The following is a 16,860-nucleotide window of genomic DNA, read 5'->3' as shown; positions in this document are numbered from 1 at the left end:
AAACGTTTGGCACCCGGCAGGGCCGCCGGAGGCATTTCTTGTTTACTCATCCGGGAGATGGACCGTGAAAACCTACACGATTTCTCAGCTGGGCCGGGCCTTCGGGTTGTCCCGGAGTACCCTGCTTTACTACGACCGCATCGGGTTGCTGCGGGCGCCTGAGCGCACCCCGGCCGGATACCGGGTGTACACCGGGGCAGAGTACGACCGCCTGGCAAGGATCACCATGTTTCGGGGGGCGGGCATGGCCCTGTCCGATGTGCAGGCGATTCTGGACAGCGGCCAGGCCCCAGCCGTGAAGATCCTGGAAAAGCATGCCAGGGAGCTGGAGGCGGAGATTCTCTCCCTCAGGCACCGGCAGCATGCTGTCATCGGGATGCTCAAGGCCATGACCGGGGATGCGCCCACCCCTGTGGTGGACAAGCAGATGTGGGTGGCTATGCTGGAGGCCGCGGGCATGGATGAGGCTGCCATGACGGTGTGGCATGCCGAGTTCGAGGCGCGGGCCCCCATGGCTCATCTGGAATTCCTTCTCTCCCTGGGCATTTCCCGGGAGGAAGCGGAAAAGATACAGACGTGGTCGCGCGAGCACTGCGACGAAGGCGCACAGGCCCGAGGGCCGGAAGGGGACAACGCATGAGTGGCAACACAAACAACAAAAGGGGAAAAACGGTCTCCCTTGTGCTGGGGAGCGGTGGGGCACGAGGGTTGGCCCATATCGGGGTCATTCACTGGCTGGAGGAACACGGCTTTCACATCGCCTCCATCTCGGGGTGTTCTGTGGGAGCCATGGTGGGCGGCATTTATGCGGCGGGGCACCTGGACGAGTTTGAGACCTGGGTGCGCTCCATTACGCGCATGGACCTGGTGGCGCTCATGGACCTCTCCTGGGGAAAGAGCGGCCTGGTCAAGGGGGACAAGGTGATGAGCACCCTGGTGGGGCTGGTAGGCGATCAGTGCATCGAAGACCTGCCCATTCCCTTTACGGCTGTGGCCACGGACATGTTGAACGAAAAGGAGGTGTGGCTCACCTCCGGCAGCCTGTTTGATGCCATTCGGGCCTCGTGTTCCATCCCCTTTTTCCTGACGCCGGTTCACCTGAACGGGGTGGAACTCATCGACGGCGGCGTCCTGAATCCCGTGCCCATCGCCCCCACCTTCGGAGATTCAACCGACATCACCCTGGCCGTGAATTTGGGGGGGCCTGCCGAGGAGCACCAACACGAGGAGACGGATCAGGTGCAGGCTGCCGAGGAGTCCCCGACGATCCGCCGTAAGATCAATCGGTTTATCCACCGGTTCAAGAACAATGGAAAGGAGAATTCAGGCAGGGACTGGGGGGTCTACGACATCGCCCACCAGGCCTTTGACGCCATGCAGGGCACCATCGCCCGGCAGAAACTGGCCGCATATCCGCCGGACAGGCTGGTGGTGATTCCTAAGAACGCCTGCGGCACCCTGGAGGTGTACCGGGCTGCGGAGATGATTGATCTGGGCTACCGACGGGCCGAAAGGTGCTTCAGTGAGCTGCTGGCGTAAAAATCAGATAGACAAAAAAGGATGCCTCCGGCGGCCAGGTGGGGGCACCTGGAAACCTTATAGCGAATGCATGACGGCCGTCATCATGCAAATGTTTTCGAGGCATTCGCGTGGTGTGTGACATGTGGCATCTGTTTTTGCAGGAGAGGCCCATTTTATTTTTCTGGAAGCACGATGAAAGGGACGTGGGATTCGCCTGGCTTAAACCGGAATAACTCCGGCAGCGAGGTGTGCCACCTCGAAAGCCGGTTGCAAATGTGCTCTACGGTGTATGATGTGAGGTAGGGTGCGCTTGCGCACCGCCGAAGAACCGTAACGGTCATGAAAACCCATGTAGGGTGACCTTCACGCAGCATAGAAATATCAAAAGACGTCGGCTTTCTTAACAATATGGTGCGCAAGCACACCCTACAGGATGCCATAGAATAAACTGTTCAGGTTATTCTGACAGCCAGAGGTAGATTGCGTTGGGTCGTTCCGACTTTTTAAAACCTGTTTGTCAAACCCAGTCCATAAAATTGTCAAACCTTTGGCCCCCGGCAGGGACGCCGGAGGCGTTTTCCCATCAAGCCGCCAGGCATTCCTGCTTCAGGCGCTCGTTGTCTGAGAACATGACGCCTTCCAGGGCCAGCCGGTGGTCTTCAAAGGCGTCTTCGGAGTCTGTTTCCGGGAAGGTCAGCTCCTCCCCGAACCGCAGGATGACCTTGGAAAAGGGCTTGGGCAGCAGGAACCTGTCCCAGCTGTTGGCGTACCAGGCACGGTCAGCCTGGATGTAGAAGGGCACAATGACCGTCTCTTCCCCATGGGCAAGGCGGATGGCTCCGGGTTTGACTTTCCCGAAGGGGCCCCTGGGGCCGTCGATGATGTGGGCGGCGAGCCTGTGGGTGCCTAGGTGGTCGATCATTCCTTTCAGGGCGTCTCCTCCCCCCTTTGATGACGATCCCCGCACCGTGGTCCAGCCGGTTCGGTTGGCCACAGCCGCGATGAGCTCCCCGTCTTTGCTCTGGCTGATCATCAGGCCGGGGCAGTACTCTTTGTACTTTTGGAAATACCGGATGGCTGCGAAAAACTGCTGGTGATGGACGCACAGGAGGATACGCTTGTCCTTGTTCAGGTAGGCATCGAGCCAGGCATCCTCGTTCTGGACCTCAAGCCTGAAGCTCAGGGAGTACATCCGGATGAACTTGTAGAGAAGCCACTGGGAAAACCTGGACGAGAGCATCCTGTTGATCTTGATCGCCATGATCACCTCGACGGTTGAAGGAGTTGAATCACCGGCCATGCGTGGGGACTCATCCAGAGAGGACGATGCAGAACAGGCGAGGAAAGGTGTGCCCCTGCCTGAGACACAAAGGGGAATATCCAAGGGGATGAACACACGGGATTAAGACAAGATTTATCTCAATTCGGGGCAGAAAGCAAATCGCATTTTAAAAGTCATGGGCTGCGGACGGGCCGACGCAACGGGGATTACCAGAGTTTCATGGAGAGCTTCACAGCCAGGAGGAGCAGCACCATGCCCAGGCATTTTTTTACGGAAGAGGCTTTCATGTTTTGCTGCATTACCCGGGTCCCCATGTACCCGCCCACCCAGGCGGCGAGCCCCGCAATGGCAAGGAGGTGCAGGGAGACCGACCCCAGGGCCGCGTAGGCGAGAAAAGCGGAAAACGAGGAGAAGGGCACGGCAAAGGCCGTCACCGCTGCGACCCGTTTCGGATTGAAGCCCTGGACGATCATCAGGGGCGAAATGAGCCCGCCGCCTCCCACCCCGAGAAGGCCGGAGAAGAACCCGGCGACGGCACCCACCAGCATGGGGCCCACAACCGGTCGGTCCTCCCGGTACTGATCCGCATAGTTGGATCCCTTGAAAAAGAGCATCATGGACCCGGAAAAGGCGAGGAACCCAATGAAGGCGAAGAGGACCGCCCGGGTGGGGACGCGGTGGCTGACCCAGGCCCCCACCGGGGCAAGGAGAACCGATGCCGCGATGATGGGGACGCCCAGCCTGATGTCCAGGCGTTTTTCCCGGATATTGGAGACCGTGGCCCCGAGCATGCTCACGGTGTTGACAAAAAGGGCCGTGGGCCGTGCCTGGGCAAAGGGGATTCCCAGCCAGGTGAGGGTGGGAATGAGGACCAGGGCCGAGCCGACGCCCCCCAGGGCAAAGAGGAAACTCAGGCCAAAGGAGAAGAGGGCGACGGCGAGTGTGAGGTGATCCAGCATGGAAAGCCCGGCTCCTTACATCTTGGCCAGGGGGCCGGGTTTGAAGATTTTGACCAGCTCCTCCATGGACGCGGTGAGGCCCTTGACCTCGTCAAAGCCCTTGGCCTTCAGGTAGGTATAGGCCACCGCACCTCGAAAGACTGACGAGCAAAAGGCCACGATGCACTTGTCCCGGGGCAGTTCATCCAGGCGGTGGGGCAGCTCATGCAGGGGAATGTGTACGGCAAAGGGGAAGGCGGTGTAGGCGACTTCCTGGTCCGTTCGGATGTCCAGGAGGACGATGTGATCGTTGCCGAGAGCCTTTCGGACACCGTCCACGCTTATGGCGTGGTCCCCTGCCCCCAGAAAATCAAAATCCATATCGGTGATAACCTGGTCCAGTGCGTTCATTTTTACTCCTTTGCGTGATGGGTTGGGGTAGATATATCTTTATATCCCCATATTGCCAAGTAGAAATATACTCCCCTTGCGCCCAGTGTCAACTCCCGAGCCGCGTCGGCATTGTGTTTTTACGGGCAGGGTTTATTAGCCCGGATATTACGCGAGTCAAGTGCACCCAATAGGCAAGGCATCAGGGCTGAGGATGCCGTGGATTACCTCAAGGTTCTGATAACGCAGAAGATGGGGGCGCTCGGATCGCCCGAAGGGTGAGGAACTCGAGCAGAAAACCATGAATTACATTATGTGTTTGTAACTATTCAGCTTATGCCTCTGGCGGCCCTGCCGGGGGCCAAGCTTTTGAAACGTTTGACAAACAGGTCTTGATAGCTTTGGCATGAATTCCAGCGATTTTGACTGTTCTCATTTTTCTGCTCGCTCTCTTCGCTTTCTGCCCCGCAGGGGCAGAAAGCGAAGAGAGTGAACAAGCGGAACGTTTTTTGCGGAGCTTTTTTTCAAAAAAGCGACCCGCCGGAGGCAAGCTGAATAGTTGCATGTGTTTTTGAAATGTCTATTATTACAGATGGCTATCTGTGATAGTTTTCCAGCGCTGCAGTTGCGCTATTTTCTCGCGAAATACCCGGTCTGGGGGCATGGCGGGGTGGGGGCAACGGCTGTCTCCGGCCTGTCCGTGACAGCGCAGAAACTGTCGTTTGATGCAAATAGAGTAAAAAAAGGACCCGTAGAATTACCTTGCTATTACGATGTAGAAAAATGATTGACAAGGTGATCAAGGGGTGGTTATTTTGCGCTGATATATTTGAACTAGATTTTAGGTAACTATACGATAAAATGTGACATGAGGTGAGCCTACCGTGAGAAGGTATTTTTTTGACAGGAGCATTCCCATACTCCGAGCAACCCTGACCCTGCTGATCAGCCTCATGATGCTGGTCCAGACCGCTTCGGCCTTTGATCTTGAGAAGGCCAAAAAAGACTACAAAGGAGCCGGTTTTGCCGTGGCGTCCATCAAGGAGATCCTTTACGAAAACGCACCGGCCATTGCGGTGAGTTTCACGGCACCGGTGGACCGGGACCTCCTGGAAGACAAACAGATCTACCTGAAAGGGGGGAGGTCCGACCACTGGGTGGTGAATGAGGACCGCACCAAGGTGATTTTTCCCTTTGTGACCCCGAAGGCCAAGTACATCGTCAATGTCTCCAACAGGATAAAGGACATCAACGGTCAGAAGCTGGAATTTTCCGAGTACAAGACGGTCACCACCAAGGCCCTGACTCCTGGGGTGAACTTCACCTCCAGCGCCCACATCATCAGCAGCTCCAGCCCCAGACAGCTTCCGGTCACCACCCTGAACGTGGATGAGGTGACCATCGATTTCTTCCGCATCAACGCCAAGAGCCTGCCGAAGATGATGGAGCGTTTCGGCAAAAACGGCTGGGCCGACTATTACAACCTGAAGAAGCTCAAGACGTACGGCTCCCTGGTGCATACCGGCCGGTTTGCCTTGAACCCACGAAAGAACCAGCGCACCGACTACAACATCGATCTGAGCGGCATCGATGCCCTGAGCGCCCCCGGGGCCTACGTGGCGGTGATGTCCCAGCCGGGTGAGTACAACTATCAGTACGAGCACGCCCTTTTCATGCAGACCGACATCGGGCTCCATATCCGCGAGTACAAGGGCCGGTTTGATGTCTATACCCAGAACATTGCCACGGGCAATCCCATGGCAAACGTGCAGGTGAAGATCATCAACCGGGAGGGCAAGGTCGTCGACGCCGGTGAGTCCGACGAGCTCGGGCGTGTCTCGTTTCGCGCCAAGTCCAGTCAGCATCAGCTTCTGGCCACCTTAGGGGACCAGTTTTCGGTCCTTCGCCTCGGCCGAAATGCCCTGGACCTCTCGGGGCTCAAAAACGCCGTGACCGTCCACAGCGAATACCAGATTTACCCCTGGGGTCCCCGGGACCTCTACCGCCCCGGCGACAACATTGAGGTCAAGGTGCTGGTGCGGGACTTTGACGGCAAGCTTCCGGAAGGGCTTCCCCTGAGCTATGCTTTTTACAAGCCCGACGGCAGCCGGCTCACCTCGGGCCAGCTTCAGCCTAAGGAGACCGGGCTCTATGGTTTTGATTACCAGACCTCGGATTCAAGCCAGACCGGTACCTACACGCTCAAGCTGGCCTATGCCGGGGGCAACGCCTGCCGGTATCAGGTCAAGGTGGAGGAGTTCCTCCCCGAGCGCCTGGACCTCACCCTGTTTGACGGGCCCCAGGAGGGCAAGCGACTCTATGCCTCGCCTTCGTACGTCAAGCTGCCCGTGGCCTCCAAGTACCTCTACGGTGCCCCTGCCTCCGGCAACAAGGTGGACGGCTTTATGACGGCCAAGGTGGATCGCCACCCCTTTGATCACCTGCCCACCTTCTTTTTCGGGGACAAATCCGAGAAACTGATGGTACGCCGCCGTGATTTTGGCACCCACAGCCTGGATGAGAAGGGCAAAACGTGGTTGAGCGTGGGCAATCTGTGGACCAAACAGACGTCTCCGGTGGAGGTCCACGCCAACGTCAGTGTGTACGAGACCGGTGGACGCCCCGTGACCCGCTCCACCCGGCTGACCATTCTCAACGGAAAGCGTTTTCTGGGCATTGAGCCCCAGTTCAGCGGCAACCCGGATTCCGACACCACCGTGGACATCAAGGTCGGGGTCGCGAACTCCGCCGGGGAGTGGCAGGAGGCCAGGGATATCCAGCTCTCCCTGATCCGGCAGGATCGCAACTGGTACTGGCGTCACTCCGACAGCCGGGGCTGGCACTGGGACTGGGACGAGAGCCCGGTGACGGTGTTCACTAAGTCCCTTACCACCCGCAAGGGGGAGACCACCACCGTGAGCCTGCCCCTGAGCTGGGGCCGCTATCGTGTGGAGATCACCGACGGCACCACCCGCACCGCCTATGGGTTCAAGACCTCCTGGTCGTGGTGGGGCAACGCGGACACCGGCAGCGCCCAGAAGCCGGACCAGGTGAGCCTGGGCTTCGGTAAGGCTTCTTATGTCCCCGGGGAGACGGCAGAGCTGCGCATCACCCCGCCCCAGGACGGCCTGGCCCTGGTCACCGTGGAGAGCTCTGAAAAGTCCCTGTACACCACCTACGTTCCCGTGAAGTCCGAGGGCACGGTGGTCTCCATTCCCACCAATACCTCCTGGAATCGCCACGATCTCTACGCCTCGGTGATGGTCATCCGTCCGGGGGACATGACCGCAACCCCCGTGCCCTCCCGTGCCTTCGGCATGGTTCACCTGCCCCTCAAGCGCAAGGGGGCCCACCTGGATGTGTCCATTGACGCGCCTGAGCGCACCCAGCCCAACAAGACCGTGAAGGCTTCCATCTCCGTTTCGGCCGAAGACGGTCCCGTTTCCGCCAACACCCGCGTGGTGGTGGCCCTGGTGGACGTGGGGATCTTGAACATCACCCGCTACGCCACCCCGGACGCGGAAGGCTACTTTTTCGGTGCCCGACGCTACACCGTGGACCTGTACGACAACTACGGAGAGATCATCGACAACATAGGCCCGGCGGCGGCCCGTCAGCGGTTCGGCGGCGGTTTTGCCGAGTCCGACGCCGAGCTCTCCCGGGGCGGGGACAAGCCAAAATCCGACGTGCGCATGGTCTCGTTCTTCTCCGAGCCCCTGGCCGTGGACGCAGACGGCCAGGTTACCGCCGAGTTCGAGCTGCCCGACTTCAACGGCCAGCTTCGGTGGATGGTCCTGGCCTATGCCGATGAGCAGTTCGGCAAGGCGGACGCCAACACCACCGTGGCCGACAAAATCGTCACCCAGGTGGCCATGCCCCGGTTCCTGGCCATGGGGGATAACTCCACCCTGGCCCTGGACCTGCGCAACATGAGCGGCGAGCCCCAGACGTTTTCCGTTAAGATGACCCAGGGCGGCTCCCTTGCTGCGTCCACCGAGACCCGCTCCGTCTCCCTTAAAGAGAAGGAGAAGACCACCCTGCGCTTTCCCCTTACGGCGGAAAAAAGCACCGGCCAGGGCGTGATCTCCATGCATCTCACCGGACCGGGGGGCGACTCCGGGGAGGCTCTGGACATCGACCGCATCTGGCGGCTGGGTGTTCGTTCGCCCTATCCTTCGATCTCCCGGAAAACCGTGGCCACCATTGATCCGAACAGTCAGTGGACCCCGACCCTTCAAACCGATGACCTGGTGCCCGCCTCCGTGCGGTTCCAGATGAACCTGTCCGACCGTCCCCCCATTGACTTTGCGGGGCATTTTGAGTACCTGCTTCACTACCCCTACGGTTGCCTGGAGCAGTCCATCAGTTCAGGGTATCCCTGGGTTCTGGCCACCCCCGAGGGCCTGGGAGAACTGGGCCTGACCAACCGTGTGGAGGAGCAGTTCAAGCGTCCCTATGATGAAGCGTTTCGACGGGCCCAGGTGGACAAGGCCGTGACCCGGGTACTGGACTGCCAGAAGTCCAACGGGAGTTTTGGCCTGTGGTCCTCGGACAGCCCTGAAGACGAGTGGTTGACGGTTTACGCCGCCGAGTTTCTCCATGACGCCCAGAAGATGGGGATCCCCGTGGGCTCCAAGGCCCTTGAGAAGGCCGACAAGAGGCTGCGTACTTATTTGAAAGGCAACAACGCCAGCAGCAGGCACTGGAGCGAAGACCCCGATCATTACCGGTTTGCCTACCGAAGCTACGCCGGGTACATTCTTGCCCGTAACGGAAAGGCTCGCCTGAGCGACCTGCGTCGTCTTTATTCCCACTACGACGGAAAGACCGATGACGACGGCCTCAGCTGGATGTACCTGTCCGCGGCCTTTAAATTCACCGGGGATGAGCGGCACGGGGAGGCGTCCTATGAAAAGGCCCTTTCCGAGCGACTGCGTTCCGATCGCAGGTACTACGGCGATTACGGGTCCCCCGTCAGGGACCTGGGCCGAATGACCGAGCTCGCCATGGCCTATGGCTTTGAGGGCCTCGGCGAGCTGGTGGAGGACCTGGCGGACACCGTCAGGGAGCGCAGGTGGCTCAGCACCCAGGAGCGCATCTGCCTGTTCCGCACCGCCACCAAGGCCTTGTCCGGACAGGGCGACGCCAACAAGGAAAAATGGCAGGCCGTGCTCATGACCCAAAACGGCGACCAGGCCCTTTCCCGCAACAGGGATTTTTCCTCTCTGTTTGACCTGGACCAGTTCCAGGGGCTTACGGCCATCAAGGCCGGGGAAAAGCCCATCTACGCCAACGTCAGCCTCACCGGCGAACGCAAAAATGCCCCTGAGCCGGTCTCCAACGAGATGACCATTACCCGGAACTTTTACGACGTGGACGGCAACGAGATCTCGCCCACCACCCTGAAGTCCGGTGCCCTGATGGTGGTGAAGCTGACGGTTTCCGCCACCCGGCGCACCCCCGACGGTCTGGTGGTGGACCTGCTCCCCGCAGGGGTGGAGATCGAGAACCAGAACTTGGGGCTTTCAAGCGTCCGTCTGGACGAGATCCGTATCGGGGACAAGCCCGTGGGCAAGCTGTGGGACAAAGGCGCCGTCTCCCACGAAGAGTTCCGGGACGACCGCTACGTGGCCGCCGTCTCCGTGGGCGAGGAGAGCACCGTCACCCTGTTCTACCTGGTGCGCGCCGTTACCCCCGGGGTCTACCGCATGCCGGGCAGCTACGTCGAAGACATGTACCGGCCCTTCCGCCACGCCATTGGCGGGACCTTTGAAACCCTGACCGTGACGGAGTAATATCGTTTCTATTCCGTGAAAAGGGTGCGCAAACGCACCCTTTTCACGAGAGATACCGCCTTCGACGGTGGGTAGGGTGCGCTTGCGCACCGCCGAAGAACCGTAACGGTCATGAAATCACATGCCCGTGTCTTCTGTATGCCGCTTAGGTAAGGCAAAAGAGGGTGTTTTTTCTCATTCTCGAGTCCCTCAGCAACCTGGGGCCAGGGGGGCGGAGCCACTAAGGCCAGAACTCCCTTGGCCGGCGGAGGCCTGCTTTTTCCATTCACTTTCTCCATAGAAGGCAGTGCGGTTAAATCGACACGGAGCAAGTGGTGACAACGTATCCTGTAGCGGCGAAGCTTGTGATCCAGCCTGCAGCACCCATCAGCGTTTATGTCGGGCGTGGCCCGAGTCGAAGGCCATTGCGCTTTGCCCTGAGGAACGAAGGGCAAAGCGCAATGGCAATAAGCTTTCGAGGTGTTTTTGCTACAGTGGCTTCGTCACCCTCGCCGCCGGAGGCATGCTTTTTTTAACCATTTTCATTTGAGAAGGCTTGATTGAAACAGATGCTTTTCAATCGCAGCGCGGTCGCGCAGAAGATCCAGGCCCTGGGGGGGCGGTTTCCCAGGGCTTTTTTATGTTTGGGCCTGTTTGTCCTTTTGCTGGTGGCAGGGCTCTTCGCGCTGGACCGCCTCTATCCTGTGGACCTTGCCCCCCGGACCCGGACCTGCGTGGTCCTGGCCGAGGACGGCACGCCCTTGCGTGCCTTTGCGGATCCCAACGGGGTGTGGCGTTATCCCGTGACCCCGGAGCAGGTCTCCCCCTTGTATGTGGAGGCCCTTCTTGGGTACGAGGACCGGTGGTTCTACCGTCACCCCGGCATCAACCCCGTGTCCATGGTGCGGGCGGCCTGGCAGTGGGCGGCAAGCGGCCGTATTGTGTCGGGGGGCTCGACCCTCACCATGCAGGTGGCCCGGCTGCGTCGGCCGGTACCCCGGAGCCTTTGGGGAAAATGCCTTCAGATGGCCACGGCTCTGCAGCTGGAGTGGCATTTTTCCAAGGCTGAGATCCTCACCTACTATGTGAACCACGCCCCCTTTGGCGGGACCTTTGAAGGGGTCCAGGCGGCCAGTCACGCCTATTTCGGCCACGGGGCGGACGACCTGACCCGTGCCGAAGCCGCTCTTCTGGCGGTGATGCCACAGTCCCCGAGTCGTTTTCGGCCGGACCGGTTTCCCGAAGCCGCGGAAAAGGCCAGGAACAAGTGTCTGGATCGGCTTCAGGACTTCGGGATCTGGAGCGCCCTGGAGGTCACCGAAGCCAAGGAGGAGAAGGTGATTCCCTGGCCGGTGGAGGCCAGCATGACCGCGCCCATCCTGGCCCGTCGGCTTCATGCCGGGGCCGTGGAAGGCACCGACCGGGTGGAGACCCTCATCGATTTTCCTCTGCAGGAAGCCATGGAGCAGCTGGTGATGGACTATGCCACCGCGCTGCCCCCCCATGTGTCGGTGGCGGTCCTTGCCATGGAGAACAGAACCGGGGCGGTGAAGGCCTATGTAGGGTCTGCGGATTTTTTCAATGAGGAGCGGTTCGGCCACGTGGACATGGTGCGGGCCCTTCGGTCCCCGGGCTCCACGGTAAAGCCCTTTGTCTTTGGTATGGCCCTGGACCAGGGGCTGATCTGTTCCCAGAGCCTGCTCATGGACGTTCCCATCCGGTTCGGGGACTACCAGCCCGTGAACTTCCACCGAAGCTTCAGTGGCCCGGTGAGCAGCGCCTCGGCCCTGGCCCACTCCCTGAACCTTCCGGCCGTGCAGCTCATGGACCATGTGGGCCCCCGTTTTTTCTATGCGGAAATGGTCAACAGCGGGTTTCACATCAAGCTGCCCGTGGGGGCCGTGCCCAACCTCTCCATGGCCTTGGGGGGCTTTGCCACGAGCCTGGAGGACCTGGTGCTGGCCTTTTCCAGCCTGGGACGTGGCGGCAAAACCATCAAGCCCCGCCTGGTCCGGGGCGCTCCCGCAGAGGAAGCCAAGCTTCTCTCCGAAGGGGCCGCCTGGATCATTCAGAACATGCTGATTCCCCCCCGTGCCCGGCAGATCCGGGACACCGGGGCGCTGTTTGCCGTGAAGACCGGCACCAGCTACGGGTTTCGGGATGCCTGGTCTTTGGGGGTGGACCGGGACTATACCGTGGGGGTGTGGGTGGGGCGGCCCGACGGCGCTCCGGTGCCGGGTCATTACGGTGCCCAGACCGCCACCCCGCTGCTCAAACTCGCCTTTCAGCTCCTGCCCCGGCACACCGGCCTGGTGCCGCGGCCGGATTCCGTCTCCGAGGGCACCATCTGCTGGCCCGAGGGCAAGGCAGTGGCTCCGGGGCAGAGTTGCAATCAGCCGCGCATCGCCTGGCTCCTGGACAGGACGGCTCCCCCCACCCTCACCGCCACCCGGGAGACCCCCGGACCTGCCGTGACCACCCTGGACCTTCCCGTCACCCCGGACGGACGGTATCGCATTCCGGTCGGCTGCGCTCCCGGGCAGCCTGCCGTGCGGAAACGGTTTACCCTCTGGCCCGTGGCCCTGGAGAGCTGGCTGGAGCCGTCCCGGAGGCGACGGCAGATCATACCGCCTCGCCTCCCCGCATGCGAAGGGGTGACAGACAGCGTCATTGAAGAGCCTGTGCGTATCAAGGGCATCGAAGACGGGGAGATCATCATGCGAAAGGATGCTCAGCGCGAATATCCCTCCTTTGACCTGGGGGTGGAAGGGGGCAACGGCCCCTGGTACTGGTTTGAAAACTCCGTTCTGGCAGGGCAGGGGCCCACATGGTCCTTTCGGCCCACCCATGGCGGCCGGTACCAGATCCTTGTGGTGGACCAGAGCGGCGCCCTGGATCGGGTGGCGGTGGATGTGTATTGAACCCACGGGGCAGCCATTCGCCATGCGTGATCTCTGGTAACCGGTTTTGCCGGAGGCAGCTGAGCCGTCACCCCAAAAAAAAGACCCCGCCCTCCATTGCTGGAAGACGGGGCCTTTATGTCTAGGGCATTGAGCACCAACCTTGCGCTGGGCCAAGGGAGAACTCTCCCCCCCGGATGAGTCCTCACAAGACCGCATCGACAGGATCGATGCTCGCCCTATACACCTGTATCAGGGCTCCGGCATCACAGAAGTCGTTTCCCAGGGCGGGCAGGCATGGGCCGTGAAAAGACTGCGGCCCTGGCCCTGTCGGCCGGGAGGTGTTGCGTCGGCTTCGTCGAGTGAGCCCCTGAGTCGGGACGTCATAATCTTACTTAAAAAAAACGGGATGCTTCATTCAGGGGAGCGGATACGATAGATGGCTCATTCTGCCACGGCCATCATGGGACTTGCCCGGGGGTGTTCAATGTTATTCTTCCGTCTTCCCTGTTTACTGCGGGGCTGAGAAACGCCCCTGTGGTCACCAAACCATGGCAACCATATAAAAATGGGAGTTACATTTCGGTTACGAAACGGCGGGCCTTTTTCCCCTATAATGGGATGCTGCGGGGGGATGTCTTTGGAAATGGTGCGGTTAGCGGCTTTTTTTATGTGAGGGTTAAACCGTTGACGCACCAAAATCAGGGGCCCAGAGCCTGTCTATTTCTTCTTTTACTTCCTCATCGGTGTATCCGGTACGGACCAGGGATTCCTGGTAGGCGCGGGTGAGGTTGTGGATTTTTCCGGTGTTGCCGGCGGCTGCGTGAAGGTCGAAGAGGTTGTTCAGCATCTCTGTGGTGCCCGCCCCGCGTGGAATGGTGCGTTCAATGAGCTCCAGGTCTTCCTTGCTTGGGATGCCGTGGGCGTTGATCAGGGCGCTCCAGGCGGTTGCGGCATTACTCAGTGTGTTGAGGAAAAAGCGATCGTTAAATTCTCCGGCGGTGTCGTCGTAGGAGATGCTCTTGAGAAAAGGGCCCTTCCAGAGGGAGAGGGCATGGCGAAAGGCGTTGGCCGCCTGCCAGTGCTGGCGGTTTCTGTAGTGGGTCATCCCCTTGGAGGCGGCGTCCAGGAAATCATGGGCGTCAATGCGACAGTGGGCCAGGAAGAGCTGCCTGTTTTTATGCTGGAGGTAGTCCTGGAAATCAAAGGCGGGTCGGCCCGCGGGGTGGGAGATTTTTTTTCTCAGCCTGAAGAGCATTACCTTCAGGGCCTTGAGCGCCTTTTCCTCATCGGATTCTGGCCACATCATGTGGAAGATGTCGTGGATCCCCATGCTGCGGGAGGGGGAGCAGACCAGGGCGGCCAGGAGACGTTGCTCGTGATGGCTGAGGCGGGTGCCGTCCAGTATCTCATGGCCTTCGGCGTAGAGGGCGAAGCGTCCCAGGGTGGTGATTTCAAGGAGGGGCAGGGGGCGGCTCTCCGCGTCAAAGGAGACCTTGAGCCGGTCTTCTGCCAGGGTCAGGGCAAATTCGGGCAGGATGCCCCGGGCACGGGCCTCCTGCAGCACGGGGAGCATGACCCTGGGGGTCCAGGTGTCAAAGTGGACGTACCGTTCCTTCTGCATGAGGGAGAGCAGCTTTCGGATGTCGTCGCAGGCTTCCTGGTCCCGGTTGCGGGTCAGGAAGAGGCAGGCCCGGTGGGCAAGGGCGGCGCAGCGGATATAGCGTTCGCCCGAGCCCCGGCTGTTGTCGATGGCCCGGGTCAGGTAGGCCTCTGCCTCTTCGGCCCTGTCGAGCTGCACGTACATGCCCCCCAGCACCATGGTCTGGAGAGTCACAAAATAGGGCACCCTGGCCTGGTGGCGAAGGGCCAGGGAGGCCTGGGCGGCCTCCAGGGCTTTGACGGGCTCGTGTTTCAACCCGTAGATGTAGGCCTGGTAGTGAAGAAACTGGCTTTTCAGGTGGGCATTTTCCCCTGCGTTGTCGGGGGAGAGGGCCCTTTGCGTGAGTTGAAGGGCCGTTTCCGTGTCGCCGACGGCAAGGGCCTGGCAGGTCTCCCAGATGGTGGAAAAACCACTGAGGACCGTCTGCTGGAGCAGGTCATGGCGCGTCCGTCGCTGGAGGATCGGTTTCAGGTGGTTGTAGTTGAAAAAGTCCCCGGTGATCTCCAGCTGGTTGAGCTGGGCCAGTCCGGCACGCAGCCTGGCGGACTCGGTGAGCCCGGGGGTGGAGAGGTGAGGAAGCTGTGCGTCGAGCTCTTCTGCGGATTTGAGAAATCGGCCCCGGCCCATGCGGTTGAAGCAGGAGGCTGTGTACGCCTCCACCAGCAGGGGCTGCATGTGGTGTTCGCGGGCCGTTCGTTTGGCCAGGGTGGCACAGGCTTCGGAGGCGCTGGTGTCCCCTGTAAAATAGAGGTGGCAGGTGCCCAGGGCCGTGGCTGCCCGTGTCAGGTAAAAAGGAGACAGGCCCTGGCGGAGGCGGTTAAATAGCTCGGTTGCCCGGGCAAAAAGGGGCCTGGCCCGGTTGACTTCGCCGTCCATAAAGACGTGGTTGATGCAGATCTCGGTGGTGGCCAGGAACTCTCCGGGCAGGTCCCTTTGGGCCACAAAGAGGGTGCGGGCGCGGTGAAGGTTCTTAAGGGCCGCGCCAGGATCTGTTTCAAGGGCGATGAGGCCCGTGAAAAAGGAGGTCCAGCCCCTGGTGTCGGCCTCGTCTGCTGGAATGGCCGAGAGGATTCTGTAGATGGCATGGGGCGCTTCGGACCGGTAGAGGGACAGACCGTGTCGTCTCAGCAGGGTTTCCGTAGCGTTGAAATTGTCCGCGGCTGCATAGGAGGAGAGGGCTAACCGGAACCCATGATTTTTTTCGTACCATGCCCCGGCCACGTTCAGGAAGTCGGTGATCTCATGGGCGTCGCATTGCTCCCTGCACTTTATCCTGAGGAACTCCCGGAAGAGGGGATGGAAGGTGTAGGGCGCGTCCTTGCCTTCGTCCTGGGAGAGAAAAAAGTGGTCGCGGCGAAGGGCCTCCAGGGTATCGCAGAGCTCCGGGCTGCCTGCCGTCTGCCGGGCAAGGCCCGTCGGGATCTCCTCCAAAAGGGCCAGTTTAAGCAGGGCGTCCGAGACATGGGCGGCCATGGCAGGGTAGACCTCTTCGGCAAAATACCAGAAATCGAACTCCGCGTCCCGGCAGGGTCGCCCCCCGGAAAACGGGGGCAACGCCGGGATGCCGCCCATGGCAAGGCACCTGGCCCTGAGCCCCGTGATCCACCCGCCGGTGGTTTCAACGAGTTGGTGGAGCTGCGTCCGTGACAGGGGCAGCTCCATGCATCGGTGCACAACATCACGGGACTCTTCCGGGCTGAAGGCCAGGGCCCGGCTGTCCAGATAGACGCACTGGCCCGATTGAAACAGGGCGCGGACCTGTCTTGGGATACGGCGCCTGGAGATGAGGATGACGTAGAGGCCCGGGGTGGGTTGCGACAAAAAGGCGGTGAGGAATTTAAGGGCCGCCGGTGAGGCCTCGATGTGGTGCAGGTCGTCAAAGACAATGTACAGGTCGGTCTTAAGGGCCTTTTTAAGGTCGGCAAGGAGGGCTCGCGCGATTTTGCCCATGGCCTGGATGGAGAGGTCGCCCCGGGTGAGCATGGTGCCTGTCGTGCGGGAGGAAAAGGCGGGGACAGCCTCTTTCAGGAGGGTGTAGAGCCCTGAAATGAGGTGGGCGGCATCCATGTCCGCAGGGTCCAGGGTACACCAGATGCTCCGGGTGGAGACGTGATCGAGGTACTGGCGGGCAAGGGTGGTTTTTCCCTGGCCGGCCTGGGCCTCGATGAGCAGGGAGCGTTTTTTGCCGAAGGCGCGCAGGTCAATGGCCTGCAGCACGGAGCGGCGGACGCAGGTGCGATCCTCCGGGAACGTCGGGGCAAATGGCGTGGCAGTGGACGGGACCTGAGTGGTCTTCCCGTCTCGGGACTCAAAAGAGGTGCAGTGTACAGGCATAGCGTTGGGCCGATATCATGGTGATGCGTATGGAAGCCGTGGGGTCGAAGGCACCGCG

Annotated in this window: 8 protein-coding genes; 4 read left to right on the top strand and 4 right to left on the bottom strand. The window is 60.6% G+C overall.

Annotated features, from left to right (window positions below; translation table 11 throughout):
• The first annotated feature begins 64 nt into the window (after positions 1 to 64).
• Positions 65 to 640 carry a MerR family transcriptional regulator gene (locus MSL71_RS03760; protein ID WP_180137312.1) on the top strand — a complete coding sequence of 192 codons (576 nt, stop codon included), beginning with the start codon at positions 65 to 67 and terminating at the stop codon, positions 638 to 640.
• Complete coding sequence (locus MSL71_RS03755) at positions 637 to 1,539, top strand: patatin-like phospholipase family protein (RefSeq protein WP_180137311.1); 903 nt, start codon at positions 637 to 639, stop codon at positions 1,537 to 1,539. Before MSL71_RS03760 ends, MSL71_RS03755 begins: the two co-directional genes overlap by 4 nt.
• Positions 1,540 to 2,104: 565 nt before the next feature.
• On the opposite strand, the gene MSL71_RS03750 is transcribed toward MSL71_RS03755, so the two are convergent.
• The 3 genes from MSL71_RS03750 to MSL71_RS03740 all read right to left on the bottom strand — a co-directional run bounded on the left by MSL71_RS03750 (position 2,105) and on the right by MSL71_RS03740 (position 4,152).
• On the bottom strand, positions 2,105 to 2,782 hold the full coding sequence (locus MSL71_RS03750; RefSeq protein ID WP_180137310.1) for a lysophospholipid acyltransferase family protein: 678 nt from the start codon (positions 2,780 to 2,782) through the stop codon (positions 2,105 to 2,107).
• Positions 2,783 to 3,009: 227 nt separating this feature from the next.
• Positions 3,010 to 3,762: a sulfite exporter TauE/SafE family protein gene (locus MSL71_RS03745; protein WP_180137309.1), complete on the bottom strand. Its 753-nt coding sequence runs from the start codon at positions 3,760 to 3,762 to the stop codon at positions 3,010 to 3,012.
• A gap of 15 nt (positions 3,763 to 3,777) precedes the next feature.
• Positions 3,778 to 4,152 carry a rhodanese-like domain-containing protein gene (locus MSL71_RS03740; protein ID WP_180137308.1) on the bottom strand — a complete coding sequence of 125 codons (375 nt, stop codon included), beginning with the start codon at positions 4,150 to 4,152 and terminating at the stop codon, positions 3,778 to 3,780.
• An 863-nt stretch (positions 4,153 to 5,015) separates the two neighbouring features.
• Between MSL71_RS03740 and MSL71_RS03735 the strand changes: the two genes are divergently transcribed.
• On the top strand, positions 5,016 to 9,926 hold the full coding sequence (locus tag MSL71_RS03735; RefSeq protein WP_180137307.1) for an alpha-2-macroglobulin family protein: 4,911 nt from the start codon (positions 5,016 to 5,018) through the stop codon (positions 9,924 to 9,926).
• 548 nt (positions 9,927 to 10,474) lie between these two features.
• On the top strand, positions 10,475 to 12,826 hold the full coding sequence (gene pbpC, locus MSL71_RS03730; RefSeq protein ID WP_246317710.1) for a penicillin-binding protein 1C: 2,352 nt from the start codon (positions 10,475 to 10,477) through the stop codon (positions 12,824 to 12,826).
• A gap of 658 nt (positions 12,827 to 13,484) precedes the next feature.
• Here the strand turns inward: pbpC and MSL71_RS03725 are convergent.
• Complete coding sequence (locus MSL71_RS03725; protein WP_180137305.1) at positions 13,485 to 16,802, bottom strand: AfsR/SARP family transcriptional regulator; 3,318 nt, start codon at positions 16,800 to 16,802, stop codon at positions 13,485 to 13,487.
• Between the last annotated feature and the right edge of the window lie 58 nt (positions 16,803 to 16,860).

Source organism: Desulfoluna butyratoxydans (assembly GCF_900699765.1).
Lineage (GTDB): Bacteria > Desulfobacterota > Desulfobacteria > Desulfobacterales > Desulfolunaceae > Desulfoluna > Desulfoluna butyratoxydans.
Note: the sequence above shows the minus strand (reverse complement) of the source record. Positions and strands in the feature narration are given on the sequence as shown.

Bases quoted from the DNA above. Each gene is read 5' to 3' on its own strand.
- MSL71_RS03755 (WP_180137311.1), top strand. From the start codon at position 637: ATGAGTGGCAACACAAACAACAAAAGGGGAAAAACGGTCTCCCTTGTG.
- MSL71_RS03750 (WP_180137310.1), bottom strand. From the start codon at position 2,782: ATGGCGATCAAGATCAACAGGATGCTCTCGTCCAGGTTTTCCCAGTGG.
- MSL71_RS03745 (WP_180137309.1), bottom strand. From the start codon at position 3,762: ATGCTGGATCACCTCACACTCGCCGTCGCCCTCTTCTCCTTTGGCCTG.
- MSL71_RS03740 (WP_180137308.1), bottom strand. From the start codon at position 4,152: ATGAACGCACTGGACCAGGTTATCACCGATATGGATTTTGATTTTCTG.
- pbpC (WP_246317710.1), top strand. From the start codon at position 10,475: ATGCTTTTCAATCGCAGCGCGGTCGCGCAGAAGATCCAGGCCCTGGGG.
- MSL71_RS03725 (WP_180137305.1), bottom strand. From the start codon at position 16,802: ATGCCTGTACACTGCACCTCTTTTGAGTCCCGAGACGGGAAGACCACT.